This is a genomic window from Labrenzia sp. 5N (assembly GCF_012395805.1).
Taxonomy (GTDB): domain Bacteria; phylum Pseudomonadota; class Alphaproteobacteria; order Rhizobiales; family Stappiaceae; genus Roseibium; species Roseibium algicola.
Window position 1 is genome coordinate 255,481 of record NZ_JAAZTM010000004.1, and the last position, 25,631, is coordinate 281,111.

The following is a 25,631-nucleotide window of genomic DNA, read 5'->3' on the forward strand; positions in this document are numbered from 1 at the left end:
GTGGTGTGGTTCAGCCTTCAGCCTATCGGACAAATCAAGCAATGAGCAACCAAGGTCTGAACACAAAAGCCGATCATCAGGAGACTTCCGATGACTACGCATATGAAACCGCCAGGGGCGGAAGCTCCCCACTCTTCACAAATCGAACTGAATTGGACGCAGGCGCTGATCGCGCTCGGCCTTCCGCTTCCTATTTCTGAGGAGGTCATGCAGACCAGATACCCAATTGGATTTATCGTCCCGCCTGTCGATCATGACTTCATCAAAGGCGCGGCTCCCTATGACGATGCTGGGCGGCAGGTGGAGGATAAAGCGGAAGCTGATTTCACCTCCCTTAATCCTGTCGATGTTGAGGGGTTGGAGAGCCGCAAAACGTCTCTGATATCCGAGATCAAAATAAATGACCGGGCTGCTGAGCAAGCGCGTCAGGAAGGCGAACAAGAACCGCGCTACGAAGAAGTCGCAGTCAAGGAAGCCAAATACCTCCACACCAAAATCTTCACGCTGCACCAAATCCTTCATGCAATTCTGATCGCTTTTGGCGTGATCGTGATGGGCGCAACGCTGTCCAACGTGATTTTGGGGAGCGATAAAGTTCCTCTGGCCTATGACTATCCGGCCATTGTGTATCTCTTCGCCTTCGTGCCCGTCACGATCATGGTCGTGATCGCTCAAGCCTGGCAGTGGATCAAATGCGAGCGCTGCAAGGCGAGCTATAAGGGGGCGCTCTTTTTGTTGTGCCTTCTCGTATCCGCTGCCTGGATCGCGACCTTCGGCCCAGCCTATTCCGATGCAACCGATCTGAGCGATCTGTCTGTTGATCCGGGATTTGATTTCTACCCGCTCCACATCACGCTTCAACTCTGCGGAGAGATCTTGTTGGGCGCGCTCCTCAAGATCGCATTGTTCCGTATGGATCGCGACAGCCGCAAGACCGAGCCGCGAGAAACCGCCGCAAGCAAGATGTCCCGCGCGTCGGTGAACATGCTCGCGCTCATAAACGCGCCTCTTCTCATCGAGCAAGCTGCGATTGCAAGACAACTGAAAGCATACGCGGCGGCCAAGAGGAGTTTTGTGGCGACTTGCCTAGCTGCACTCCGAGCGGAACAAGCTGCCATGGCTCTGCTGGAAGAACGTGCCAACGCGGCGGCCCTTCAGGCACGCGTTGCGACGAAAGAAGCGCAATCCCCCGCCAATCCCCTGCACTGAAATGATGGAGATGACGATGAATGCCATTCTGAAAGTCGCAGTCATTTCAGCCTGCATGGCTGCGCCTTTATCCGCAAAGGCTGATATCTACGCCATTGTCGCCACCGACCATCACGGCGAAGGCACTGAGAAGCTTGGTGGTACGCTCGCCAAGCTGGCTGGCGCTGTTCTAACGCCGAATGACCGGGTGATTGTCCTGGACGGAACGGCGCGTGAGCGCATTGCCGATATCGCCATTCCTTCGGAGAACCGCTTCAACAGCGCAAAATTCCGCTTCAATTATCTGAAAAAAAATTTCCGCCCTATTGCCACCTATCAGGCCAAGCGAGAAACGGCCTCTTCCGTCAGCGACGCCAATGACCTCCTGAGTTTCTACCGTTATTTCGGTGACACGATCAGGGCAGCCTATCCGGGAGAGACCGTCCATATGATCGTGTTCGGTTCAGCCGTCCAGCACGATCCTCGGCAGCAGGGCTTCTCTATGAGAGGTGCTGTTTATCCCAATGACGGGCATTTCACCGTCGATGGTTTTACCTCGCCCTACGGCGTCGCAGATCGCGCCAACCACTACCGTGATGTGAAGCTCCACTTCTGCTTCGCCGACAACAATCTTCAGAGCCTCGAATATGAGGAACATGTCGAGCGGGCATGGTCCCTCTACATTGCAGGATTAGGTGGAACATTGGCCACCTTCACCCGTGATACGAAAACCTGCATTCAGCGGTTTCTGGATAAGAGCGACCCACAGCGTGAGTTTCTTCTGAATCCGGAAGAAAAAGAGCCTGTGATGATCCGGCTCTTGGAAGCCAAGCACTCGCGCAAGGATGACGATCATCCAAGAGCAACAGCAGCTCAGCCTCAAAAACGCCTCGCAGCCAATCAGGGTGGCAGATTCCTTGGGGCCGATATTCCGGTCAACGCGGCGTCGGCACTGAACACGAGGGGTCGATTGAAAGTTGGCGTGCGCTGGGATTGCGCATGCGACCTAGATCTATACGTACGGCACAAAAGCGAGGAAAAACCTCTCTACTATGCCAATAAGCGCTCGAAGCTCGGCTCGTTCTTCAAAGATTGGACGTCATCCACCAAGGACGCACTGTCTTACGAATTTATCGAGTTCAACCAGCCCGTGGATGCTCGGGAACTGGAAATCAGGGTGAATTTCCACTCCGGCAAAGTGCCGGGTGGACCGAAGGGCGCGGTGCGTATTTGGCTGGAAGGCCAAGACGGCGTATGGGAGCAAGACTTCCATATGCGGGCGGAAAGGGGCAACCGGGGGAATTCTTCGACCCGTAGCGGTCACTGGATTACCATCGATCCACTGGCTGTTCTGAACCGCCAAGGGACTTGAAAGCCATGCCCTACGGGAACTCCGGTCCGCTTGTCAAAATCCTGATCCTTGTGGGCCTGTGTTTTGCCCTAAAAGAAACATGGCCTTACGTGCGGGGGATGCCAGACGGACCGGACTGGCAGCATCTGATGTGGGGCTTCGTAGCCTTTATCGCCCTAACTGGAGCATACAATTTAAGCCGTCAGGTCATTGCGACTTTTTCGATGGCCAAGCGCACATTTCAGGCGCATCGCCCGAAACGCTCAGAGTCTTCGGCGAGCTGGCTAACAGCTCGTCAGGCTGCCAAGGCGGGACTGACAAAAGCAAGAGGGCTGTTCCTCGGCATTTTAGAGGGACAGCCACTTTTCATCGAAAATGGCGTCCACGGCCTGGTTTGCGCGCCAGCAAGAAAGGGAAAAACCACCAGCTTTGTCATGCCGGCTCTTTGCCAGGATCTTGGAGCAAGCCGCGTTGTCGCAGACATGAAAGGAGAGCTGCTTTATCAGACGGCTGATTTGATCCGTGAGCGGCACGGTCATGAGGTGATCGCGCTCAATCCGGCGCAAAAATTTGCCCTCGGCAACGTGCCCTACAATCCGGTCCAAATCATCCTCGACGATCTGAAGAACAATCCGGAAGATGCCTTGGCCGACACACGTTCAATGACGCTTCAGCTTTGCCCTCCTGCGCTTGGTGGAGACCGTGATCCTTTCTGGCCAAACGGCACACGAAAGTTGACCGGCTTCACAATTGCAGGTCTTGCAGCATTGCGGGGAGAGGAAGAAGCCACGTTGCCTCGGGCCTACGAGGTGCTTGGTAATAATGACCTGCTGCGATCTCTGTTGGACGACGCAATTGATAACGACATTCTGGGGGGAGAGCTGAGCACGCTTGCCGCCAACGTCAAAGGCACATGGGACGAGAATCCAAAACAACATGAATCTTTCCGGGAAGGAGCCATTCAATGTCTTGTTCCCTTCGGCCCGTCCGGTCGTCTCGCACCCTCGATGGAAGGCTGCAATTTTCGTTTCCGCGATCTAAAGACGCGAAAAATTACACTCTTTCTCGTTTGCGACTATTCCCGCATGGATGTGTTTGCGCCATGGATCGGCCTTTTGGTTTGGGCCGCGCTCAAAGAACTGGTGCGTGAAGACAACAGTATCCCTGTTCATTTCATCCTGGACGAGTTCACCAACTACCACCTTAGCGGCCTGCCCAATGCACTCACTGCCCTTGGCGGTTATGGAATTCGCTGCTGGATGGTGGTGCAGGAATTACAAGAGATTGCTCGCGTTTATGGTCGCGATGCCCTTGCTACAATCCTTAGCCAAACAGATGTGAAGCAGTTTTTCGGTGTCTCCTCTCTGGAGACGGCGCAGCTCGTAAGCCGCGCGCTTGGTGATCAGGAAATATCAACGAAGAGCTTCGGCTTGGGAAACGACTTCTTCGCCCTGCCAAGCCTGAGTATAGGTACAACCGTCAAACCCCTGCTCACGCACAATCAGGTTCGTGAATTGCCCGAAGATGAGCAGATAATCTTCGTCAAAAACCTGCCTCCTATCCGCGCCCTCAAGGTTGGCTACCAAGAGGTTCAGCCGTGGTGCATGCAGGTAAAGCCTAATCCGCTTAATGGCGGAAAAGCCTTTATCGGCGAGTTCAAGATGCGCATCCGCAATGGCAGAGCGAAAGCGACACGCCGTGGCAACCGTCCACTCAAAAGACAAAAACAGCCACTGCTCGGCCCACTGTTCGCTATCTCTAGCTACCTACTACCGAGCGGAGCGACGCTCCTGATTTGCGCATCCATCCTAAGCATCAACATTTGGGGCTGGCCCCATATTCTCACCGATTACACCAGGTCGGGTAGCTTCTGCCGCTATGTTGGCCCTCCTCTACTCACCCGCCCTGTCGAAAAGCGCGTACCGGGCGGATGTCCCGTCATCATCTGGGCGAAATAACAAAGGAGATCTCAATGAATATATACAATCTTTCCAAGAAAATAATCAAACTGCATTGCAATTTTCAAAGTTGTTATGTTAAACTTAAAGTATATATACATAATATCTACTCTACTATTAATAGAAAAGGCGAAATTCAACTTTGCAGCCTTTCGTATTCGAAATGCAGCCCTTCTGGATGAACGGAAGGGACAGGAAGCTTGCGGCCTTTGCCAAGGGCTCAGTTGAAAATCGACAATTGGGGAAGGGTAAACTCATGAAGGACAAAACAAAGTCAGGCAGCTTCTCTGTCCGAGAATCCTTTTCGAAGGCGGGTGATGCAAAGGGGGAGCACAGCAATGCTCTCCAAATCGATTTCGAGAAATATATGCATTTTCTCGATGATCCATCGATCAGCGATGCCCAAAAGCAAGAATTCATAGAAACAATATGGTCGATATTACTACAATTTGTCGATCTCGGTTTTGGTATTCACCCAATTCAACAGGTTATTGAGGAATATGATTCGAATAATATTGAAGTTAAAGAAAGCCTTCCAGATAATAAAAACGATACAAATAAGTGTATTCAGAAGGAATTTGAGAAGTTGGCAGATGGCCCTGACGGACAATCTGCAGAAAGGTGATTGCTATGAGATCGACAAACCCATTTTCCGAAACTGGAACCAAGGCGGTTATATATTGCCGTGTTTCCAGCTCGAAACAAAAAAAGGTCGGTGACGGACTGGGCTCACAGGAATCCAGATGTCGAGAGTTTGCCCGTTATAAGGGATTGGATGTCGTCGAAATTTTTCAAGATGACGCTTCCGGCGGGCTGATTGATAGACCGGGTATCCAGGCAATGCTGCGTTATATCCGCAAGCGCAAGAACGACCCTCACATCGTTATCATCGATGATGTCTCCCGCCTCGCACGCGGCCTGGATGCTCACTTAGCTCTTCGGGCGGCTATTTCGGATGCTGGGGGTGTGCTGCAAAGCCCCTCTATTGAGTTTGGTGAAGATTCAGACTCCATCCTCGTGGAGAATATGCTGGCTTCTGTTTCGCAGCACCAACGCCAGAAGAATGCGGAGCAAACCAAGAACCGGATGCGTGCCCGAGTGATGAATGGGTATTGCGTGCTTGCGCGTCCTCCCAGAGGGTTTCGCTATGAACAGACCCCAGGCCATCGAAAGCTCCTCGTCCGTGACGAACCCATTGCATCGATCTTGCAGGAAGCGTTTGAGGGCTATGCGTGCGGAAGATTTCAGACGCAAGTTGAAGTGAAGCGTTTTCTAGAGGGGCAGCCTGCCTATCCCAAGGATCTACCGGACGGTACGATCAGAAACCAACGCATTCACGACCTTCTGACGCAGCCGCTTTACGCTGGGTACGTAGAAGCTCCAAATTGGGGCATCTCGCTTCGCAAAGGTCAGCACGAGGGCCTTATCAGTTTCGAGACCTTCCAACGTATTCAGGAGCGCTTAAACGGCACGGCAAAGGCACCTGCGCGCAAAGACATAAGCGCTGACTTTCCGCTTCGTGGCTTCGTGCATTGCGATGATTGCGGAACTCCGATGACGGCCTGTTGGGCAAAATCGAAAACCGGAGCAAAGCACCCCTATTATATGTGTAAGAAAAAAGGGTGCGAGAGCTATCGCAAATCCATTCGGCGTGATGAGCTGGAGGGCGAATTCGAAGCCCTCCTTCAGAGACTGCAGCCAAAAGCGAAACTGTTCGAGCTGGCTAAGGCGATGTTTATCGATCTTTGGAACATGCGCCTGGCACAGGCGGATCAAGTGGCGAAGTCGCTAAAAACGAGCATTCAGAAAATCGATAAACAGATCGAGCAGCTTCTCGACCGCATCGTTGAGGCTAGCAATGCTTCTGTGGTTGCTGCCTATGAAAAGCGAATCTCGAAGCTTGAGCAGGAAAAACTTCTTACGCAGGAACAGATCGAAAATGCGGGTAAGCCGCGACACACCCAGGAGGAGTTGTTCGAACTCGCTTTCAAGTTCCTATCAAGACCTTGGAATATATGGAGAAATAATGATCTAGCATGGAAGAAAACCGTGCTTAGACTGGCCTTTGTAGAGCCTATTTCCTATAGCAGAAATGAGGGTGTTCGAACCCCGAAAATAGCTATGCCTTTCAAGGCTTTAGCAGAGATTTCATGTAGTGAAAAAGAGATGGCGCACCGGGGAGGATTCGAACCCCCGACCCCCAGATTCGTAGTCTGGTGCTCTATCCAGCTGAGCTACCGGTGCGTATTTGCGAAGATCTTGTCATCTCGGTTGAACCTGCCGATGACCGGTCTTGGCGCTGCGGGGCGTGTCGTGTGCCCCGGACAGGGCGCTTACCTACTGCGGTCCGATGGGGATTGCAAGAACCTTTTTGAACTTTTTTTCAAAGAACTGTCACACAGTTCGGAAAGCCGCAGAACTCCTCGAGACTTAGCGGTGAATAAGATCGCCCTTCCCACTCATGGCTTGCGGTCAGGAACCTCGAAACAGAAACATGTGCCGGTCCGGTTGTCTTCCAGCCGCACCGATCCGCCATGCGCCTTGAGCAATTCGGCGACAATCGCCAGCCCGAGACCGACGCCGCCGTTTTTCGAACCGCTGTGGAAAGCCCTGAACAGTGCCTTGCGGATATTCTCCGGAATGCCCGGCCCCGTGTCGGAAACCCGGACGCGGACGCAAGTGCCCTCACGCTCGGCCTCGATGGTGATCCGGCGGACCAGCGTTTCGTCCTTTTCCGCCTCCAGCGCCTGAAAGGCATTGCGGACGAGATTGAGCATCACACGGAAGATCTGTTCCGGATCGGCGTCGATCTCGATTTCCACCGGGACCTTGTTGTCGAAACGCACCGTGGCATGATCCACGAGACCCAGCACGTCCGCCACGTCGTCACCGACACGCTTCAGCGCCAACAGACGGCGTTGTGGCGCCCGTTCCTGGGCCTTGCCGTAGGACATCACCGCCTGGGTGTAACCGACCGCCCTGTCGAGCGTTGCCAGGATCTTGGGGGCAAGGCGCTTGACCGTCGGGTCCGGCACATGCTCCAGACGCTCCAGAAACAGCTGTGCAGAGGCCAGCAGGTTGCGGAGGTCGTGATTGATCTTGGAAACGGCCAGACCGAGGTCAGCAAGCCTCTGCTTTTGATGAAGCGCCCTTGAAAGAGCCTCCTCCATGCCTGCCAGACGGATTTCGGCGTCGCCGAGCTCGTCGCGGCGGCCGGAAATCGACATGATACGCGAGGTATCTTCCGGGCTTTCGGCAAACCGCTCCATGGAGCGCGTCAGGCGGCGCAGCGGCCGGATGAACAATGCCCTGAGGGTGATGTAGACAAGGCTGGCGGTGATGATCGAGATCACCAGCGACAGTGCAAGAATGCGGCCGGAGAAGGCCAGCATGTCCTGTTGCAGAAGGCGTACGGGCAGGACCACATCGACATGCTCGGTATGGCCCATCTGGCCGACACCGATGATGCGCATGGCGCCGTCGCCGCGATAGGTGAGGATCTCGAAACTGTGCAGGATGGCCGACCAGGGGGTGACTTCGGCCATGTCGACAACGAAGTCCATCTCGCCCGGCACATTGCTCATGGCGATCAGGCTGCGCCGCGAGCCTTCGTCGAGGGAAATCGCGAGCGCACCGGTCGTGCGCAGCAATTCTTCCTGAAGACGCGGGGCGATGGTGTTGGTTTCCGCAAGCACAGAGGCCGCGACACCTGCCGTGGTCAGCCTGTCGGTAAGCCAGGTGTTTCGAAAGTTGGCGATCGAGGGCACATAGATGAGGATTTCCGCGAGCATCACGAAAAGCACCGTCATCAACAGCAGTTTGCCCGACAGGCCGCCAAATCGATAATGCCCGAAGCCATCGCCGGGAGAAGCGGGCGTGGCGGCGGGTTCTTGCGGGACAGCCGATCCTTGCGGCGCGCCCTCATGTTTCATGTCACGTCTTTCCAAATCCCAAGGCCCCGGCCCCGCATCAGCGATGGTACCACAGCTTCTCTAAAACAGACGGCACCAGCGGTCACCCGAACAGACGCAGGAAACCGATCGCTTTGCGCAGCCAAGCATTTTTGGGCGCTTCCGCATAGTAAGAAATTGCCGCACGGCGCACGAGTTCACCCAGTGTCGGATAGGGCGCGATGAACCCGGCAAGGTCCTTCATGGTCATCTTCTTCGACAGGGCGAGCGACAGAAGATTGATGACCTCCCCGGCCTGGGCACCTGCGATATCCGCGCCAAGCAGCCTGCCGCGCGGCCCGGCAATCAGCTTCAGGCGGCCCTTCGTGAGGCCTTCTGCCTGCGCCCTGTCATTGCCGGCATAGTCCGCCGTCAGCACCTTGACCTTGTGGCCATAGCGCGAGCGGGCCTCGGCTTCGCTCAGGCCGACATGACCAAGTTCCGGCGATGTGTAGGTAACCCAGGGCACAATGTCGCTGGTCATGGAGACCGGCAGCCGGAACAGGATGGAGCGAATCGCAAGACCTGCCTGATAGCCGGCGACATGCGTAAACTGCAGACCGCCGGCAACGTCGCCAATGGCATAGACGCGCCGGTTGCTCGTTCGCAAACCCTTGTCGACCGCTATGCCTTTGCGGTCATGATCGATGCCGGCTTCTTTCAGACCGAGCCCGTCGACGTTGGGCGCACGGCCGGTCGCCACCAGCAGATGAGAGGCCTCCACCGTGACCGGCTTTCCGTCCGCTCCCTTCGCACTGATCACAAGCCCCGCACCGGATCGCCCGACCTTTTCGACCGCCGTTTCTTCCAGAATGTCGATGCCTTCGGCACGCAGGGTATCCAGCACCAACGCCGCCAGTTCCGGATCGTCCTTGCCAAGAGCCTTCTGGGCTTCGAACACGGTGACTTTCGAACCGAGACGCCGGTGGGCCTGCGCCATTTCAAGACCGATTGGTCCGCCGCCGATAATCGCCAGATGCTCCGGTCGATCGCGTAGCTGGAACAGGGTTTCGTTGGTGAGATAGGGAACGTCCTCGAGGCCCGGAATAGGCGGAACGAAAGCGGAGGAACCCGTTGCGATGACAAAACGCCGGGCCTTGATACGGACGGCACCGGCCAACACCTCATCGGGTCCGGTGAACCTTGCCGTCTCGCGCAGGACGGTGACGCCGAGGCCTTCGAAGCGTTCCTGGGAATCATGCGGCTCGATGGCGGCGATGACCTTGCGGACATGATCGTTCGCTTCGGCAAAATCGACTTTCGGCTTGTCGCCATGCACTCCGAACCGGCTCGCAGCTTCCTGCGTATGCGCGGCCTTGGCGGCGGCCAGAAGTGCCTTGGAGGGCACACAGCCGTAGTTGAGGCAATCGCCGCCCATGAGCCCCTTTTCGATCAGCACCACCTCGACGCCAAAGGCCGCCGCGGCCGCGGCAACGGACAGGCCGGCGGAGCCTGCGCCAATCACGCAAATGTCCGGGGTCAGCAAATTGGCCATGACGGGCTCCGATTCGGCAGGAAACTGGCGGAAAGTTTAACGATTGCGGACTTTTTTCAAGATCACCGGAATGAGACTGGCGATTCCGAGCGCAAAAAACGCCGCCAGCAGCTGTGGTGTTACCAGGGCAGCAACGTCGATCTGGCAGGTTCCGGACGCCGCGCAGCCGGGGTTGGCAGCTTCCTGTGCCGCGATGACACTGTCGAGGCCGGAACCGATGAAGGTGAAGGCAAAGGTGCCCGGAATGATGCCGACAAACGTGGCGAGCGTGTAGGAGGGCAACGGCATCTTGAAGATTGCCGGGGCGATGTTGACCAGCCAGAAAGGAAACACCGGCGTCAGCCGCAGGAACAGGAGGTAGTGAAACGCATCCTTGCGAAACCCTTCGGCCAGACGAGCAAGGAAGGGGCCGGCCCGATTGGTGAGCACCTCACCGAAGGAGGATCTTGCAACAAGAAAGACGGCGCAGGCGCCGATCGTCGCGCCCAGAACCGTTGCGACACCGCCAATTACCCAGCCAAACAGAAAACCGCCCGCGATGGTCAGCAAGGATGCCCCGGGAAACGACAGAGCGACCGCCACGGTATAGATTGCCACATAGGCGAGAATGGCGAGCACCAGGTTCTGCTCGACATAACCGGCAAGGTCCTGCCGCTGCATGATGAGGTTCGACAAGGTCAGCTGCTTGTGCAGGCCAAGCGCGAATCCGAGCACCATCAGTCCTGCGAGAACCGCCAGTGGCAGCCACTTTCTGAGCCTTTCGGCTGCCGTGCGTTCCTGCGTCTTTCCGCCGGTCTGCCCCGTGTCCTTCGGCGGCGTCATCCTGTTGGCCTCGTCACCCAGCATCCACTCTTCCATCAGCTCGCTTCTTGTCGCAGGGGCGCCCTGCTTTTTTGTTCTGATAGGCAGATGTACCTTAAACCTCGTAAAAAGAACTGTGCTTCACTGATAAGTGACGCTTGCCCGTTTCAGGTTCACCTGTGCGTGATCGAAAGGAAAACGCAGAATCTTAGGCGTGCAAAGTTGACTTGAGGCGGCATGGCCCTTATAAGCGCGCTCGACCGGGACATGCATTCGGACCCAAGGCTGGAAAAGCCGCGCTCTTCATGGCGCTTCGGGTGCTTCCTCCAAAGAATTTAAAAAATGAACAAGGGCCGCGCTCTTAGCCGCGCGGGGAAGAACAATGAAGCGTACGTATCAACCGAGCCGTCTTGTCCGCAAGCGTCGCCACGGCTTCCGCGCACGTATGGCCACCAAGAATGGCCGTCAGGTGCTTGCTCGTCGCCGCGCGAAGGGTCGCAAGAGCCTCAGCGCCTAATCGGCGACCAGCCCGCAGTGCGCCGGGTTGGCGGCGACTGCCAACACCAATCCGCCGCTATGGACACTTTGAAAAAGCGCTCCGAATTCCTGGCGGTCGCCAAAGGCGGCCGGCTGGGCCGGCGCGCTTTTGTCGTTCAGGGCTTGAACCGCGACAGCGACGACGCGTCGCGGGTTGGCTACACGGTTACCAAGAAAACCGGCAATTCGGTTATGCGCAGCCGCATAAAGCGGAGGCTTCGAGCCGCCGTGGCCGAACTTGCGCCCGAAGATATCCCGCAAAAGGCGGATTTCGTGCTTGTCGCTCGCGACAGCGCACTCACTCTTCCCTTTGAAAAAATCGTTGCAGACCTTAAGTCTGGCCTGAGCCAGGTGCTGGATCCGCAAACGCCGCGCGGACGGGGAAAACCGCGCCGGCAGGGCTCGCAGCCCAATCGAAACAGCGCAGGAAACAGGGGTAAATCCAGTTGATTTCTGAAAACCGCAACACGATTCTCGCGATCGTTCTGTCCCTGATTGTTCTGCTCGGCTGGCAATATTTCGTTGCCGCGCCTCAGTTGGAACGCCAGCAGGCCGAACTTCAGGCCCAGCAGGAGGCCGCTCAAAAGGCCGCGACCGGCACAACAAACCCGGATGCACCGCAACCGACCGGTTCGCAGGGCGCCAATACCGCGGCACCGGCGGCCGGGCAACAGGCCGCCTTCGCCAACCGGGATACTGCGCTTGCCGCTTCCCAGCGCGTGACCATCGATACGCCCAGCCTTGAAGGGTCGCTCAATCTGAAAGGCGGCCGCCTCGACGATATCCGGCTGAAGGACTATCACGAGACCGTCGACAAGAGCAGCCCGACCATCGTGCTGTTCTCACCGTCCGGCAGCCCCAAGCCCTACTACGCTGATTACGGCTGGGTCGGCGATCCGGGTTCGAACATCGCCCTGCCCGGCCCGGATACCATCTGGTCCATCGACGGCGAGACGACACTGACCCCGTCGACCCCCGTGACACTGTCCTGGGACAATGGTGCGGGCCTCACCTTCAAGCGCACCTTCTCTGTCGACGACAACTACATGTTCACCGTCAATCAGGCGGTCGAAAACACTGGCGCCGACGCGGTAACGCTCTATCCCTACGGCCTGATCGCTCGAAAGGGCATGCCGGAAACCAAGGGTATCTATATTCTCCATGAAGGTCTGCTCGGCGTCTTCGGCGCGGAAGGCCTCAAGGAAGTCGATTACGACGATCTGATGGAAGAAAGCTCCATCCGGCCGGCCAAGGTCGACCAGGGCTGGCTCGGCATCACCGACAAGTACTGGGCCGCGACGCTCATCCCGACCCCGGGTCAGGAATTCCAGCCGGGCTTCAGCCACTCCGCCACCACCGACGTCTTTCAGGCCGACTATCTCGGCAACGGTGTGACCATTGCAGGCGGTTCGACCGGCGAAAGCAGCTCGTATCTGTTTGCCGGTGCCAAGGAAACCAAGGTTCTCGACGGTTACGAGGAAGCGCTCGGCATCGAACGGTTCGAACTCCTCATCGACTGGGGCTGGTTCTACTTCCTCACCAAACCGATGTTCTTCGCGATCGACTGGTTCTTCCACCTGTTCGGCAACTTCGGTGTCGCCATCCTGGTCGTCACCGTTATCGTCAAGCTGATCTTCTTCCCGCTGGCCAACAAGTCCTACGTCTCCATGAGCAAGATGAAGCTCGTGCAGCCGCAAATGACGGAAATTCGAGAGAAATATTCCGACGACCGGCAGAAGCAGCAGCAGGCGTTGATGGAGCTCTACAAGAAAGAGAAGATCAACCCGCTGGCCGGCTGTCTGCCGATCCTGGTGCAGATCCCGGTGTTCTTCGCACTCTACAAGGTGCTGTACGTCACCATCGAAATGCGCCACGCACCGTTCTTCGGCTGGATCCAGGATCTTTCGGCACCGGACCCGACCACCATCTTCAACCTGTTCGGCCTGATCCCCTGGGATCCGCCGCAGATGCTGATGCTGGGCGTCTGGCCGCTGATCATGGGGATCACCATGTTCATCCAGATGAAGATGAACCCGGCTCCGCCCGATCCGACCCAGCAGATGATCTTCACCTGGATGCCCGTGATCTTCACCTTCATGCTGGCCTCTTTCCCGGCCGGTCTGGTGATCTACTGGGCATGGAACAACACCCTGTCCGTGACGCAGCAGTATGTGATCATGCGCCGTCAGGGAGCCAAGGTGGAGCTCTGGGACAATCTGGGGGCGCTCTTCAAACGCAAGAAGCCAGCTCCCGACGACAAGAGTTAGTCCTCTGGCAGTTGCCTGAAAACAATAAGCCCCGCCAACCGGCGGGGCTTATTCATTGAGAGGCCGGTCATCGAACCTTTTGATGTTCTTATGATGCCCCCCTGGCTTCCGTCGGCAGGACATTGCCGACTTTGTCCCGCTCCGCCTGTCGAGTGAATGTTCGGTATGGAAATGACCGGCAAGAGTTCGCCATTTCTCGACAAGACCCAGCGTTGACCACTTCAAGGCCCATGCGAGCGCAGTGACGGGCGTCACTGGCCATTTGGCCCTTCTTCCATCAAATTGTCTGCCAGAGACGCAACAACTTGTGCGGCCGGGTGCTCGCAGCCGAAAGCGCCTGCTCAATACCCGGTGACACAAGCAAGCCAGCCAACACCTGAAACAGAAACCGGCACACAGCAAAGCGTGCGCCTGATCCCTTTTATGCGGCCGCAAGCATGGCCACATCGTGGAGAACGTGAACATGTACGCAGACTATGACGCCTTCAAAGCAGCGGTTGAACCTCACTGGCAGCGTTACTGGGACGACAACGCGTGGGTTCAAAACTGGTCCAACTGGCAGGATCGGGACAAAATGGACCAGTTTTGCCGGGCTGCTTACAATCTGTACAGGGCTGCCGCAAATAACCGAATGCCATATACCTTGCTTGGCGGCACCGGTATCCGGATGTGCAAAAACCTGATCGCAAACTTCGGTGTGACGGCTGCCAGCGGCATCCAGGAAGACGTAACCAGGAAGCATGTCCGAACGGAACAAAGAGCCCGCAACGATGGCAAAGGCACGCACACGGACGCGAACAAGAATATCATCCCTCCCGTGCCCGTCACAGGAGGCGCCATCCTGAGTGAAAAGAAGTGGACGCCTCTTCTCAACGATGCACTCATCATCGGTGCGATCACTGCCCACAAGACCTTCAGTCTGACGCTGGAAACCGCTGAGGCCGGCCTTTTTCGCCAATGCGGCGAGGATTTGCTGGACGAAGAGGTCCCGAAACTGCAGAAGATTCTGCCGCATGTGACCAACCGGAAAGCTGCAGAGCACCTTGTGAAGGGAACCGTGGACTATCAAAAGAACCACTGGAAGGAGTTCATGAACCGGAACGCCGGCATGTTCTGGACCTTCGGACAGTACACGGACAGACACACCAACAGGAAAGCATCATTCCAGAACCCGCGTGTGCTGGCGCGCGAACTGCTTGGCCTGGCGTTTTTCGGCTATCAGCCTGCGTTCGGACAAGGTGAGCTCTATTTCAAGCCACCGCAGGACAACGCCCCGGACCCGACATTCCAAGCCTATGTGAGAGGGCTTAATGATATCGGATTTCACGAAGGCAACAGACACACACGCATCAGGTTGATGTCGAGAATCTCCGAATTCCTGTTCAACGACCCGAGGGCAGTCCAAATGCCGCAGGACAGGGCTTTTGGTGAAAGGCGTGTCGACGCCCGGGTCCGCATTCCCACCTGAACGCTACTCCAGAAACCGGTGCCACCTGTCGGGTCCACTTTCGACGCGGCTCTCGACCGACCAGAAGAACCCCACTCAAGCGGGACTTTTCAAGTCGTCGCCTGCCAGACTCCCCGTAGCCCCCGATTTGAAAAACGCAGGCAGGCGCCGTCTTTAGGCCTCGTTTCCATCATGACAGTGCCCGCTTTGCCCGACACGGTTCGAGATATATTTCCGGAGGTGTCCCTTGCGCGTACTCAAAATCCTTTCCGCCCTCGTCCTGCTTCTGACTGCCGCCGCCTTTGTTTACGGATTTGCCGGTTATCTCGATGCCCGAGCCGATGCCTTTCGCCTGTCTGCACGCGCCGACAGGCTGATTGCCGGCGGCCGAGGCGGTGTGGATCTTGGGCCGAGGCAACTTGCGAAATTGCTGCAGGTCGAGGATCCCGGCTTTGTGGACCATTCCGGCGTGGATCTTTCCAGCGCCGGAGGCGGTCTCACCACAATTACCCAATCGCTTGCCAAACGCGTCGGTTTCGAAACATTCCATCCCGGTATCGCCAAGATCCGGCAGACCGGTTACGCAATCGGGCTGGAACATGAGCTTACCAAGCAGGAAATTCTGGCTCTCTGGCTCGACACCCTGGAAATGGGCCATGGGCCCGACGGTTGGATGACCGGGTTCTTCAGGGCAAGCAATGCCATCTACGGGAAAGCTCCGGCAGAGCTTTCCGAAAGGGAATTTCTCTCCCTTGTCGCGGTCCTTATCGCCCCGTCCACATACCATCTTGGAAAGGACGATCCGAAACTTGAAGACCGCGTTGCCCGGATCGAACGCCTGGTTGCCGGCAGTTGCACACCGCTGGACAATGGCGACGTCTGGCTGGAAGGCTGCAGGGACAAATAGACAAACCCTAAAAGGTTCCACCTTGACCGGCGCCGGAACCTCGTGTTTTTATCCGGCACCTTGACGCGAGGCTCTCGCGTCTTTCAACCGATCCCGTTTGGAGTGCCTGGACCAATGATCCGATAAAGCAAGACCTGATCCGCAAGGCGAAGCCGCTCACCGGCAGGTCAACCGCGTCCAACACGCGTTTTCCAATTTCCCTTGTTTTCTTGCTTTTAAGGAGGCCCCATGCACGGCCCGTCCCCCGACACGCTCCATCCCTTCAATGGCGAACCGCACACGGTTTACCTGAAAAACGTGATCACCCGCCCTACCATCGAAGTGGGCGACTTCACCTATTACAACGATGAAAACCACGCAGCGGAGTTTGAAAGCCGCAATGTGCGCTATCACTTCGACTTTGTCGGCGACCGGCTGAAGATCGGGAAGTTCTGCGCGCTGGCGCAGGGAACGACGTTCATCATGAGTGGTGCCAACCATGCCATGACGGGTTTTTCGACCTACCCTTTCAACATCTTCCAAAACGGTTGGGAACAGGGCTTCGATCCTGCGACCATTTTCGACCACCTGAAGGGAGATACCATTGTCGGTCATGATGTCTGGTTCGGAACCAATGCAACGGTGATGCCCGGTGTCACCATCTGCTCCGGGGCAATCATCGGCGCGCACGCGGTGGTCGCGTCCGACGTCCCGCCCTATGCGGTGGTGGTCGGCAATCCTGCCCGGGTGGTAAAACTCCGGTTTGATGAAGCCACTATCGAACGGCTGCTTGAAATCGCCTGGTGGGATTGGCCGGCCGAGACGATCTCCCGGAACCTCGATGCGATCCGCGGCGCGGATATCGAGGCCTTGGAGGCGGTCGCGACAGAGTTGGGCGGTGAGTATGATGCCAAACGAAACAGCGCCTGATCAGAACAGTCCGGCCGTGCGGACCAAAAGACCTGCAAGGCGTCCCTTTCAAATGGGTGCGCCTTGCGGGGTTGCAGGCTTGAACCGGCACGCCAAAACTAGTGACGGTTGCTTTCAGGCAGGGTAGAAGGCGCTTATGAGCGAAGAACAAAAATATTCCGATGAAGACCTCGAAGCTGGCCGGCTGATGTTCTGCCGTCCGTGGGATTTTCTCACCAGCGTCACCGACATGGCCAACCTGCCGGAAGCGGCCGGAGCGGAGATCGCCTTTGCGGGGCGATCGAACGTCGGCAAGTCCAGCCTGATCAACGCGCTGACCGGACGCAAGGACCTTGCCCGGACTTCGGCAACCCCGGGCCGGACACAGATGCTGAACTTCTTCATTGCTCCCGAGACGCCGCTGACGATCGTCGACATGCCGGGATATGGCTATGCGCAGGCGCCCAAGGAACTGGTGGAAGCCTGGACCCAGCTGGTGTTTTCCTATCTGCGCGGTCGGCCGAACCTGCGCCGCGTGATCCTTCTGATCGACAGCCGTCACGGCATCAAGAAGAACGATCTCGAAGCGATGGAACTGCTCGACAAGGCAGCCGTCGTCTATCAGGTCGTGCTGACCAAAGCCGACAAGATCAAACCGCCGCAACTCGTTCGCCTCATCGAGGACACCAAGGCAATCCTGCGCAAGCGGGTCGCCGCCCATCCGGAGATTCTGGCCACGTCCTCGGAAAAGAACCGCGGTGTCGACGAACTGCGGGCGGAGCTGTTTCTTCTGGCCACCCAGTGACCCGTCACTCCTGCGCCGATTGTGAAGCCACTTCAAACCGGCTATAGCAGGGGACTTTCGCGAGACGTTTTCCCAGCCACGGTGAGTATTTCCGTTCCATGACCACGCCTGACACCGCCACACGCGCCAACATCATTGCCCATGCCCTGCCTTACATGCAGCGCTACGACAACAAGACCGTTGTCGTGAAATACGGTGGCCATGCCATGGGCGATCCGGAACTCGGCCAGGCCTTTGCGCGCGACATCACGCTGCTACGCCAGTCCGGGGTCAATCCGGTGGTGGTTCATGGCGGCGGGCCGCAGATCGGCAAGATGCTGCAGCGGCTGAACATCGTCAGCGAGTTCAAGGGCGGTCTGCGCGTGACCGACAGGGCCACCGTCGAAGTGGTCGAGATGGTTCTTGCCGGTTCGATCAACAAGGAAATCGTCCAACTGATCAATGCCGAAGGCGGCCGCGCAGTCGGACTGTGCGGCAAGGACGGCAACCTGGTGACCGCACGCAAGCTGACCCGGACCGTGGTTGATCCGGACAGCAACATCGAAAGCGTTCTCGATCTCGGCTTCGTCGGCGAACCGGACAAGGTCGACCCGACCGTTTTGAAGCTGGTGCTCAAGGAAGACATCATTCCGGTTGTCGCCCCGGTCGCCCCGGGCGAAGACGGCGAGACCTACAACATCAACGCCGACACCGCTGCCGGCGCCATTGCGGGCTCGCTCAACGCCAAACGGCTGCTGTTCCTGACGGACGTGCCCGGCGTTCTGGACAAGGACGGCAACCTGATCAAGCAGCTCACCGTTGCCAAGGCGCATGAGCTGATTGCCGACGGCACCATTTCCGGCGGCATGATCCCCAAGGTCGAAACCTGTATCGAAGCTTTGGACCGCGGCGTTGAAGGCGTTGTCATCCTGAACGGCAAGGTACCGCACGCGGTGCTGCTGGAACTGTTCACCGACGGCGGCGCAGGGACGTTGATCCGCCCGTGACAGGAAAACGCCCCCTACCCCACGAGGGCCCGCAGGCTCATCGCCGCGACCTGAGGATCTTCAAAGGCGTCGAAGCCTGGGTCTTCGATCTGGACAATACGCTCTACCCGCACGAGAGCGACCTGTTCCCGCAGATCAACGAACAGATCTCGCGCTATGTGCAGAAGATCCTGAACCTGCCGCCCGATGAGGCAATGGCGCATCAGAAGGAGCTCTACCACGAGTTCGGCACGACCCTGCGCGGGCTGATGACCAACCACGCCATCGACCCGGACGATTACCTGCGCTTCGTCCATGATATCGACTACTCGACCCTGAAACCCGATCCGGACCTTGCAGCCGCGATCGAGGCCTTGCCGGGCCGGAAGTTCATCTTCACCAACGGCGACCGCCCACATGCGGAACGCACGGCGGCTGCGCTCGGCATCGCGGATCATTTCGAGGATATCTTCGACATCGTCTCGGCGGATCTTGTGCCCAAGCCCAACAAGGTCACCTACGAACGTTTCCTGGCACATACCGGCGTCGCGCCGGCACGTGCTGCCATGTTTGAAGACCTGGCCAAGAACCTGAGCGTGCCGCATGCGCTTGGCATGTGCACGACGTTGATCCTGCCGACCGGCACGCGGGACGTGTTCCAGGAAACCTGGGACATGGAAGGCGAACCCTATCCGCATGTGGATTTCGTCACCGATGAACTGACCGGGTTCCTGAACGCCGTTCTTGGCGCCATCAGCTAGCGCCCGACCGCAGGTCAGCCCGCAATATTGCAGAAAACTGTGAAGGCACTGCACAGTTCCTGCACATCGCCAGATGCATAGAAGACCTGCCGGCCGCTTGCGGACCGGCCGGTATCTTCAGCTGAGGCGTTACATGTTACCCACCGGGATCGTCCAACCTCTACAAGCCCCCTCCCGTCCAGGCTCTGGAACGGAAAGGCTCATCAATCACCTCCTGCACAGGCTGCGTCCGGTCTTCGGCAAGGGCTTGTTCGGTCTGGCGGCGACGGAGTTTCTCGCCTTCGGCCTGAAGCAGGCCTATGCCTGCATCTTCGGCGGCCTGTTGCTCGCAATCATCCTTCTGACGCGGTTCGTCTATCCGGAAGACGCCGCACTCAGTCGCTACGACTTCCTGTTTCTCGCGGCCCTCGGTCTTCAGATCGCAATGCTGGCCACGCGTCTGGAAACGCTGGACGAAGCCAGGATCATCCTGATCTTTCACGTGGTCGGCACGGTCATGGAGATTTTCAAGACCTCCGCCGGGTCCTGGGTCTATCCGGAGGAAAGCCTGTTCCGCATCGGTGACGTGCCCCTGTTCACCGGGTTCATGTATGCCTCCGTCGGCAGCTATCTCGCCCGCGTTTCCCGGATCTTCCACTTCGCCTATAGCGGTTATCCGCCGTTGTGGACCACATGGCTGTTTGCGCTCGCGATCTACGTGAACTTCTTCAGCCACCATTTCATCATCGACCTGCGGCTTGGCCTTTTCGTCTTCTTGTTTTTGCTCTTTGGACGAACCTGGGTCCATTATTCGGTGTTCCGCTACAGGCACAAGATGCCGCTGGTGCTGGGCTTTTTTCTGGTCGCCCTGTTCATCTGGATTGCGGAGAATATCGGCACTTTCGCCCGCGCCTGGCAGTATCCCGATCAGGCCGATGCATGGACACTGGTTTCAATCGCAAAGTTGAATGCATGGGTGCTTCTGATGATCATTTCCTTCGTACTGGTCACCCTTGTGAACAGGCCGAAAAGGGAAAGTTCCGCCGAAAAAGCCTGACCGATCTCGACAGGGTCTCCGGGGTTCATTATTGAATAATATTCAACTTTCCGGAGATCGACCATGGCGTCCCTGCGTGCGCTACATGCCTTTTCCCTGCTGGCCCGCCACGGGCGTGCGTCGCTTGCGGCCGAAAAGCTCGGGGTTTCGCCTTCGGCGCTGTCCCACCTGATGCGCAAGCTGGAAAACGAGCTTGGTGCGACGCTGGTCAACCGGGATGGGCGCGGGCTCACCCTGACAGAAGAAGGACAGCGCCTGGCCCTGAGCATGGGCGATGCCTTCGACCGCATCGAAGAGGCTGTCGACAGCTTCCGCCGGCGCGGCCGGACGGAGCTGAGGATCAGCACCGTCTCGACCTTTGCCACCCGCTGGTTGATCCCCCGCTTGCCGGATTTCCAGGCGAGCCAACCGGATGTGGAACTGCTGTTGTCCGCGTCCACTCGCATGGTTGATCTCGATCGCGAAAACTACGATTGCGCCATACGGCTGGGGACCGGCAACTGGCCGAGTGTCGAGAGCCACCTCTTGTGGAAGGAACACCTGGCGGTGGCCCTGGCACCCGGCCTGCTGCGTGGCAAGGATGCCACCGACACATCCGTTCTGAGCGGCCTCAGGCTTCTGCACAGCGCCTCGCGGCGTGGCGACTGGGTGCGCTGGCTGGAGGAGGCCGGGCTCAGCCATTCGGACACGAAATCGGGAACCGTGCTGCAGAGCCGGGATCTTGCCATCCAGGCTGCCATAGCAGGCATGGGCGCGATCGTGATCGACAGACGCTTCGTCTCCCAGGAACTGGAGGCGGGGCACCTGATCATGCCGGACTGGAAACTGGTTGAACTGGAGACCGGATACTGGTTTGTGCGCTCGCCCGCCCGCACCTTGACCCGCCCCGTGGCCGCCTTTCGGGACTGGCTGCAAACCACTGTCTGAACACTGCAATTGGCAACGCCTGCTTGCCATCCTCTTCAAAAAGGCCCCATTATTTGCGCGAGCTGCCAGATATCCATTCAGCACAATGGTCCGGCGCAGCTTTTCATGGGGATACTTTGGGGGAAGTATTATGCGTAAGGGGCTTTTGAGCGCCGTCTTGTTGGCGTTCTCATTTGTTTATTTTGCCACCGCTACCTTGCCGGCATCAGCGGAAACACTGCACTGGCGGTTCGAAAGCAAACATCCGAACATTGTCGATGTGGAACTCTATTCCGATACCCGCCGCGGACACGTCTGGCCGGGCAACAAGAAGATCTACGTGCTCGACGACTTTTCGACGAAGACGATCAACATATCCTGCCAGCGCGGCGAAAAGGTCTGCTATGGCGCTTGGGTGCGAAATCGCAACAATCTCTACTGGGGCGTGGGCTACAAGAACCGCAATCGCTGTTCCAACTGCTGCTACACCTGCAATGGCGGTCAGACCAAGGTGATCGTCCTCAATCCTTGAGGAGCAGATAGCGAAACGGCCAGGCGTGATGCCCGGCCGTTTCACCTGACAATTGCCGACCGACGATCAGACGCTTTCAAGCGCGATCGCGATACCCTGGCCGACACCGATGCACATGGTTGCAAGAGCGCGCTTTGCGCCGCGCTGCTGCAGCTCCAGAGCAGCCGTGCCGGCAATACGTGCGCCCGACATGCCGAGCGGGTGCCCGAGTGCGATGGCACCGCCGTTCGGATTGACGTGGGGTGCATCCTCGGCAATTCCGAGCTGGCGCAGGACGGCAATGCCCTGGCTTGCGAAGGCTTCGTTGAGTTCGACGACATCGAAATCAGTCGGCTTGATGCCAAGCCGTTCGCACAGCTTTTTGGTTGCCGGTGCCGGGCCGATGCCCATGATGCGCGGTTCGACGCCTGCCGTCGCACCGCCGGAAATGCGGGCGATCGGCGTCAGACCGTATTTTCGGATCGCTGCCTCGGACGCAACGATCAGGGCTGCCGCACCGTCGTTGACGCCGGACGCGTTGCCCGCGGTGACGCTGCCGCCTTCGCGGAAGGGTGCCCGCAGCTTCGCCAGAGCTTCCAGCGAGGTTGCGCGCGGATGTTCGTCCCTGTCGACGACAATCGGATCGCCCTTGCGCTGGGGAATGGTCACCGGCGTGATTTCCCGTGCCAGACGTCCGTTTTCCTGTGCTGTGGCCGCCTTTTCTTGCGAGCGCAGGGCAAAGGCGTCCTGGTCCTCGCGGGAAACGGCATAATCTTCGGCAACATTCTCGCCGGTTTCGGGCATGGAATCGATGCCGTATTGCTTCTTCATCAGCGGGTTGACGAAACGCCAGCCGATGGTGGTGTCGAAAATCTCGTTCTGGCGTGAAAACGCTGTTTCCGCCTTGGGCATGACGAAGGGAGCGCGGGACATGGATTCCACGCCGCCGGCAATCGCCAGCTCCATTTCACCCGCCTTGATGGCCCGAGCCGCACTGATGACCGCATCCATGCCCGAACCGCACAGGCGGTTCAACGTGGTGCCGGGCACGGTTTCCGGCAGCCCGGCAAGCAGCAGGCTCATGCGCGCCACGTTGCGGTTGTCTTCACCAGCCTGGTTGGCGCAGCCGAAAAAGACTTCCTCAACCGCCGCCCAGTCCATGTCCTGATTACGCTCCATCAGCGCTTTCAGCGGAATGGCGCCAAGGTCATCGGCGCGGACGGAGGACAGCGCCCCGCCGAAGCGGCCGATGGGCGTACGGATATAGTCGCAGATAAAGGCTTCAGCCATTTCACACCTCGGGAACAACAAGATCGACGACAGCGCCGGGAACAAGAAGCTCAGCACCGGTCACCGCCTGAAGATCTTCAAGCGACAGGCCGGGCAGTTTTTCACGCAGCACGAAGCGGCCGTTCTCGATATCGATCACCGCAAGGCTGGTATAGACACGAGTGACGCAGCCGACACCGGTGAGCGGCAGCGAACAGCGCTTGACCAGTTTCGGCTGGCCGTTCTTGGTGACGTGGTCGGTGATGACGGCAACCCGCTTGGCACCATGCACGAGATCCATCGCCCCGCCGACTGCAGGCACGCCCTTGGGGCCGGTCGACCAGTTGGCTAGGTCGCCGTTTTCGGCAATTTCATAAGCGCCCAGAATGGCCACATCCAGATGACCGCCGCGCACCATCGCGAAGCTGTCGGCATGGTGGAAAAAGGCCGCACCTGGCTTTAGCGTGACGGCTTTCTTGCCGGCGTTGATCAGGTCCCAGTCCTCCGAACCAGGCTCCGGGGCCTGGCCGAAACCCAGAAGTCCGTTCTCGGTGTGAAAGATCGCCTCGCGTCCCTCTGGCTGAAACTGGGCAACCTTTTCCGGGAAGCCGATGCCGAGGTTCACATATGCGCCGTCGGCAATATCCTGTGCCGCACGCCAGGCAATCTGGTTGTTTGAAAGCTTTTCCATCTCAGGCCTCCAGCGGATAGGCGGCATTGGCGCGGTTGAGGTCTTCTTCCTGCAGCGGATTGGCCACCTCAACGACCTTTTGAACGAAGATACCCGGCGTGACGACGACTTCGGGGTCGATCCCGCCCGCTTCGACGATCCGGCTTGCCTGCACGATGGCCTCCGCCGCGGCCATGCACATCAGCGGATTGAAGTTACGGGCTGCCATGCGATAGGTCAGGTTGCCAAAGGTATCCGCTGTTTCGGCTTTCACCAGCGCAACATCCGCCTTCAGCCAGCGTTCCTGCACATACATGCGGCCGTCGAATTCGCCGACGGGCTTGTCCTTTGCCAGATCCGTTCCGTAGGACGACGGCGTGTAGAAGGCGGGAATACCCGCACCGCCCGCGCGGATCCGTTCCGCGAGCGTGCCCTGGGGCACCAGCTCCAGCTCGATGCCGCCTGCAAGGTACATCTCGGTAAAGACCACCGGATCGGCAGAGCGCGGGAAAGAGCAGATCAACTTGCGGACCATGCCCGCCTCGATGAGCGCAGCCAGGCCGACATGGCCGTTGCCGGCATTGTTGTTGATGACGACGAGGTCCTTCGGATGCCCCGTTTCGCGATAGCGGTCGATCAGCGCGTGGATCAGCTCGATGGGAGATCCGGAGCCGCCGAAGCCGCCGATCATCACTGTCATGCCGTCCTCGATCCCCGCCACGGCGGTGGCAAGGTCGGAAACCGTCTTGTCCATCTTTGTCTCCTTTTCGGGCAACGCCCGGAGCTTCCTGCGTGCGCCTTGAGTGCGGAAGATTCCGACACCTCAAGGTCAGCCAGAATTCGCCCCTTGTTGTGTCCATGGAGATAGCGACGGCGGATGTCTTTCGTCCAATTTATTTGTGCGATATGCTTCATTTGTTTACATATCGCACAAATCAAAATCAGCAAGAGACCGGCGAATGATTGCAGAGCGGGACATCATGGGGGGCCTGGCCAAGGGCTTGCAGGTTATCGAAACCTTCACCGCAGACCGTCCTCGCCAGTCGATCTCCGAAGTCTCGAACGCATCCGGTCTCGACCGGGCAACCTCCCGCCGGTGCCTACTGACATTGGCCCATCTCGGGTATGCAAACTGGGACGGCAAGTATTTCACCCTGACGCCGCAGGTGCTGCGGCTGGGAACTGCCTGCCTTGCCACCATGCCCTTGCCACGTGTGGTGCAACCGCTGCTCGACCGCCTGTCGGAACAGATCGGGGAAAGCTCGTCGGTGTCGATCCTCGACGGTGACGAGATCGTCTATGTGGCACGGGCCGCCCGAACGAAAGTCATGTCGATCGCGCTGATGCCGGGCTCGCGGTTGCCGGCTCATTGCTCCTCCATGGGCCGCGTCATGCTGGCCGCCTTGCCGGAGAGCGAGGCGCGGGCAAGGCTGGAAGCCATGACCCTGACCGCACTGACGCCAAAGACCCTCACCCGGGTGGACGCCATTCTGGCCGAACTTGCCAGCATCCGGAGCCAGGGCTTCGCGACGATCGATCAGGAAGTCGAACCCGGACTGTGCTCCATCGCGGTTCCGGTTCAAAATTCCCACGGCCACACAATTGCCGCGCTCAATGTCGGTTACGCCAGCACGTCAGCCGCACCGGAAACGGCAAAAACAAAGTTCCTCCCTGCCCTGCTGAACATCCAGACGGAGCTGCGCCCGCTCTTGACGTGAATTGTATTTGAACGAGGGGCAAATGGGTGTGCCTGCAAAACGCCTCGCTCGCACTCTCCTTCGTCATCCCGGACGCAGCGCAGCGAAGATCCGGGATCGGAGAGCCGAGGTCTTTCCATTAAAGGACAATGCAGCACTCCCTGTGGCTCTCCGATCCCGGCTCGCGCTTCGCTTGGCCGGGATGACAATGGAGAGGAGATC

At 58.1% G+C, this 25,631-nt stretch carries 23 protein-coding genes, 1 tRNA gene and 1 pseudogene; 18 read left to right on the forward strand and 7 right to left on the reverse strand.

Annotated elements, in window-relative coordinates; genetic code table 11:
• Positions 1-90 precede the first annotated feature (90 nt).
• The 5 genes and pseudogenes from HEP89_RS04235 to HEP89_RS29975 form a co-directional block, all read left to right on the forward strand.
• On the forward strand, positions 91-1,209 hold the full coding sequence (locus HEP89_RS04235) for a hypothetical protein (RefSeq protein WP_168691411.1): 1,119 nt from the start codon (positions 91-93) through the stop codon (positions 1,207-1,209).
• Between the two features lie 16 nt (positions 1,210-1,225).
• Entirely contained in the window at positions 1,226-2,560 is a 1,335-nt protein-coding gene (locus HEP89_RS04240; protein WP_168691412.1) for a hypothetical protein, read from the forward strand.
• Positions 2,561-2,565: 5 nt separating this feature from the next.
• Positions 2,566-4,497, forward strand: coding sequence for a type IV secretory system conjugative DNA transfer family protein (locus HEP89_RS04245; RefSeq protein WP_168691413.1), 1,932 nt, complete (start codon positions 2,566-2,568; stop codon positions 4,495-4,497).
• A 256-nt stretch (positions 4,498-4,753) separates the two neighbouring features.
• Positions 4,754-5,122 (forward strand): hypothetical protein, encoded by a 369-nt coding sequence (locus HEP89_RS04250; RefSeq protein WP_168691414.1) that lies wholly within the window; start codon positions 4,754-4,756, stop codon positions 5,120-5,122.
• Positions 5,123-5,127: 5 nt separating this feature from the next.
• Positions 5,128-6,171: pseudogene (locus HEP89_RS29975) on the forward strand (recombinase family protein); the annotation flags it as partial.
• A gap of 493 nt (positions 6,172-6,664) precedes the next feature.
• Here the strand turns inward: HEP89_RS29975 and HEP89_RS04260 are convergent.
• The 4 genes from HEP89_RS04260 to HEP89_RS04275 all read right to left on the reverse strand — a co-directional run bounded on the left by HEP89_RS04260 (position 6,665) and on the right by HEP89_RS04275 (position 10,800).
• A tRNA-Arg gene (locus tag HEP89_RS04260) sits at positions 6,665-6,741 on the reverse strand.
• Positions 6,742-6,956: 215 nt separating this feature from the next.
• Positions 6,957-8,429, reverse strand: a complete 1,473-nt coding sequence (locus HEP89_RS04265) for a HAMP domain-containing sensor histidine kinase (protein WP_023002251.1) — start codon at positions 8,427-8,429, stop codon at positions 6,957-6,959.
• An 82-nt stretch (positions 8,430-8,511) separates the two neighbouring features.
• Positions 8,512-9,942 (reverse strand): FAD-dependent oxidoreductase, encoded by a 1,431-nt coding sequence (locus HEP89_RS04270; protein ID WP_168691415.1) that lies wholly within the window; start codon positions 9,940-9,942, stop codon positions 8,512-8,514.
• Between the two features lie 36 nt (positions 9,943-9,978).
• Positions 9,979-10,800, reverse strand: coding sequence for a TVP38/TMEM64 family protein (locus tag HEP89_RS04275; protein ID WP_023002253.1), 822 nt, complete (start codon positions 10,798-10,800; stop codon positions 9,979-9,981).
• Between the two features lie 325 nt (positions 10,801-11,125).
• Here HEP89_RS04275 and rpmH point away from each other — a divergent pair, with 325 nt between their 5' ends.
• The 12 genes from rpmH (at position 11,126) to HEP89_RS04335 (ending at position 21,794) form a co-directional block, all read left to right on the forward strand.
• Positions 11,126-11,260 (forward strand): 50S ribosomal protein L34, encoded by a 135-nt coding sequence (gene rpmH / locus HEP89_RS04280; protein ID WP_006934271.1) that lies wholly within the window; start codon positions 11,126-11,128, stop codon positions 11,258-11,260.
• A gap of 59 nt (positions 11,261-11,319) precedes the next feature.
• The gene (gene rnpA, locus HEP89_RS04285; protein ID WP_023002254.1) at positions 11,320-11,730 is read left to right on the forward strand and encodes a ribonuclease P protein component; all 411 of its coding nucleotides are present in this window, start codon (positions 11,320-11,322) and stop codon (positions 11,728-11,730) included.
• Positions 11,727-13,547, forward strand: a complete 1,821-nt coding sequence (yidC, locus tag HEP89_RS04290) for a membrane protein insertase YidC (protein ID WP_197923138.1) — start codon at positions 11,727-11,729, stop codon at positions 13,545-13,547. The genes rnpA and yidC overlap by 4 nt, the downstream gene beginning before the upstream one ends.
• Before the next feature lie 463 nt (positions 13,548-14,010).
• Complete coding sequence (locus tag HEP89_RS04295; protein ID WP_168691416.1) at positions 14,011-15,015, forward strand: hypothetical protein; 1,005 nt, start codon at positions 14,011-14,013, stop codon at positions 15,013-15,015.
• A 226-nt stretch (positions 15,016-15,241) separates the two neighbouring features.
• A complete protein-coding gene (locus HEP89_RS04300) occupies positions 15,242-15,901 on the forward strand; it encodes a transglycosylase domain-containing protein (RefSeq protein ID WP_168691417.1) in 660 nt (219 codons plus the stop codon).
• A gap of 228 nt (positions 15,902-16,129) precedes the next feature.
• The gene (locus tag HEP89_RS04305; protein WP_168691418.1) at positions 16,130-16,810 is read left to right on the forward strand and encodes a CatB-related O-acetyltransferase; all 681 of its coding nucleotides are present in this window, start codon (positions 16,130-16,132) and stop codon (positions 16,808-16,810) included.
• Between the two features lie 136 nt (positions 16,811-16,946).
• Positions 16,947-17,594, forward strand: a complete 648-nt coding sequence (gene yihA, locus HEP89_RS04310; protein ID WP_023002260.1) for a ribosome biogenesis GTP-binding protein YihA/YsxC — start codon at positions 16,947-16,949, stop codon at positions 17,592-17,594.
• 98 nt (positions 17,595-17,692) lie between these two features.
• Complete coding sequence (gene argB / locus HEP89_RS04315; RefSeq protein ID WP_023002261.1) at positions 17,693-18,580, forward strand: acetylglutamate kinase; 888 nt, start codon at positions 17,693-17,695, stop codon at positions 18,578-18,580.
• Positions 18,577-19,320, forward strand: a complete 744-nt coding sequence (locus tag HEP89_RS04320; RefSeq protein ID WP_197923139.1) for a pyrimidine 5'-nucleotidase — start codon at positions 18,577-18,579, stop codon at positions 19,318-19,320. Before argB ends, HEP89_RS04320 begins: the two co-directional genes overlap by 4 nt.
• Before the next feature lie 133 nt (positions 19,321-19,453).
• Positions 19,454-20,356, forward strand: a complete 903-nt coding sequence (locus tag HEP89_RS04325; protein WP_023002263.1) for a DUF817 domain-containing protein — start codon at positions 19,454-19,456, stop codon at positions 20,354-20,356.
• A 63-nt stretch (positions 20,357-20,419) separates the two neighbouring features.
• Entirely contained in the window at positions 20,420-21,283 is an 864-nt protein-coding gene (locus tag HEP89_RS04330) for a LysR substrate-binding domain-containing protein (RefSeq protein WP_023002264.1), read from the forward strand.
• Positions 21,284-21,413: 130 nt separating this feature from the next.
• Positions 21,414-21,794 (forward strand): hypothetical protein, encoded by a 381-nt coding sequence (locus HEP89_RS04335; RefSeq protein ID WP_208993397.1) that lies wholly within the window; start codon positions 21,414-21,416, stop codon positions 21,792-21,794.
• A 66-nt stretch (positions 21,795-21,860) separates the two neighbouring features.
• Here the strand turns inward: HEP89_RS04335 and pcaF are convergent, their stop codons facing one another.
• The 3 genes from pcaF to HEP89_RS04350 are packed head-to-tail and all read right to left on the reverse strand — an operon-like array spanning position 21,861 to position 24,466.
• Positions 21,861-23,063, reverse strand: a complete 1,203-nt coding sequence (gene pcaF, locus HEP89_RS04340; protein WP_168691419.1) for a 3-oxoadipyl-CoA thiolase — start codon at positions 23,061-23,063, stop codon at positions 21,861-21,863.
• 1 nt (position 23,064) lies between these two features.
• Complete coding sequence (locus HEP89_RS04345) at positions 23,065-23,733, reverse strand: 3-oxoacid CoA-transferase subunit B (RefSeq protein ID WP_168691420.1); 669 nt, start codon at positions 23,731-23,733, stop codon at positions 23,065-23,067.
• A gap of 1 nt (position 23,734) precedes the next feature.
• Entirely contained in the window at positions 23,735-24,466 is a 732-nt protein-coding gene (locus HEP89_RS04350; RefSeq protein ID WP_168691421.1) for a 3-oxoacid CoA-transferase subunit A, read from the reverse strand.
• A gap of 205 nt (positions 24,467-24,671) precedes the next feature.
• Between HEP89_RS04350 and HEP89_RS04355 the strand changes: the two genes are divergently transcribed.
• Positions 24,672-25,430, forward strand: a complete 759-nt coding sequence (locus tag HEP89_RS04355) for an IclR family transcriptional regulator C-terminal domain-containing protein (protein WP_168691422.1) — start codon at positions 24,672-24,674, stop codon at positions 25,428-25,430.
• Positions 25,431-25,631: the final 201 nt, after the last annotated feature.

Coding starts and splice junctions, on each gene's coding strand:
- HEP89_RS04305 (WP_168691418.1), top strand. CDS start 16,130: ATGCACGGCCCGTCCCCCGACACGCTCCATCCCTTCAATGGCGAACCG.
- pcaF (WP_168691419.1), bottom strand. CDS start 23,063: ATGGCTGAAGCCTTTATCTGCGACTATATCCGTACGCCCATCGGCCGC.
- rpmH (WP_006934271.1), top strand. CDS start 11,126: ATGAAGCGTACGTATCAACCGAGCCGTCTTGTCCGCAAGCGTCGCCAC.
- HEP89_RS04240 (WP_168691412.1), top strand. CDS start 1,226: ATGAATGCCATTCTGAAAGTCGCAGTCATTTCAGCCTGCATGGCTGCG.
- HEP89_RS04270 (WP_168691415.1), bottom strand. CDS start 9,942: ATGGCCAATTTGCTGACCCCGGACATTTGCGTGATTGGCGCAGGCTCC.
- HEP89_RS04250 (WP_168691414.1), top strand. CDS start 4,754: ATGAAGGACAAAACAAAGTCAGGCAGCTTCTCTGTCCGAGAATCCTTT.
- yihA (WP_023002260.1), top strand. CDS start 16,947: ATGAGCGAAGAACAAAAATATTCCGATGAAGACCTCGAAGCTGGCCGG.
- HEP89_RS04295 (WP_168691416.1), top strand. CDS start 14,011: ATGTACGCAGACTATGACGCCTTCAAAGCAGCGGTTGAACCTCACTGG.
- HEP89_RS04235 (WP_168691411.1), top strand. CDS start 91: ATGACTACGCATATGAAACCGCCAGGGGCGGAAGCTCCCCACTCTTCA.
- HEP89_RS04350 (WP_168691421.1), bottom strand. CDS start 24,466: ATGGACAAGACGGTTTCCGACCTTGCCACCGCCGTGGCGGGGATCGAG.
- HEP89_RS04355 (WP_168691422.1), top strand. CDS start 24,672: ATGATTGCAGAGCGGGACATCATGGGGGGCCTGGCCAAGGGCTTGCAG.
- HEP89_RS04330 (WP_023002264.1), top strand. CDS start 20,420: ATGGCGTCCCTGCGTGCGCTACATGCCTTTTCCCTGCTGGCCCGCCAC.
- HEP89_RS04275 (WP_023002253.1), bottom strand. CDS start 10,800: ATGGAAGAGTGGATGCTGGGTGACGAGGCCAACAGGATGACGCCGCCG.
- rnpA (WP_023002254.1), top strand. CDS start 11,320: ATGGACACTTTGAAAAAGCGCTCCGAATTCCTGGCGGTCGCCAAAGGC.
- argB (WP_023002261.1), top strand. CDS start 17,693: ATGACCACGCCTGACACCGCCACACGCGCCAACATCATTGCCCATGCC.
- HEP89_RS04345 (WP_168691420.1), bottom strand. CDS start 23,733: ATGGAAAAGCTTTCAAACAACCAGATTGCCTGGCGTGCGGCACAGGAT.
- HEP89_RS04335 (WP_208993397.1), top strand. CDS start 21,414: ATGCGTAAGGGGCTTTTGAGCGCCGTCTTGTTGGCGTTCTCATTTGTT.
- HEP89_RS04265 (WP_023002251.1), bottom strand. CDS start 8,429: ATGAAACATGAGGGCGCGCCGCAAGGATCGGCTGTCCCGCAAGAACCC.
- HEP89_RS04245 (WP_168691413.1), top strand. CDS start 2,566: ATGCCCTACGGGAACTCCGGTCCGCTTGTCAAAATCCTGATCCTTGTG.
- HEP89_RS04325 (WP_023002263.1), top strand. CDS start 19,454: ATGTTACCCACCGGGATCGTCCAACCTCTACAAGCCCCCTCCCGTCCA.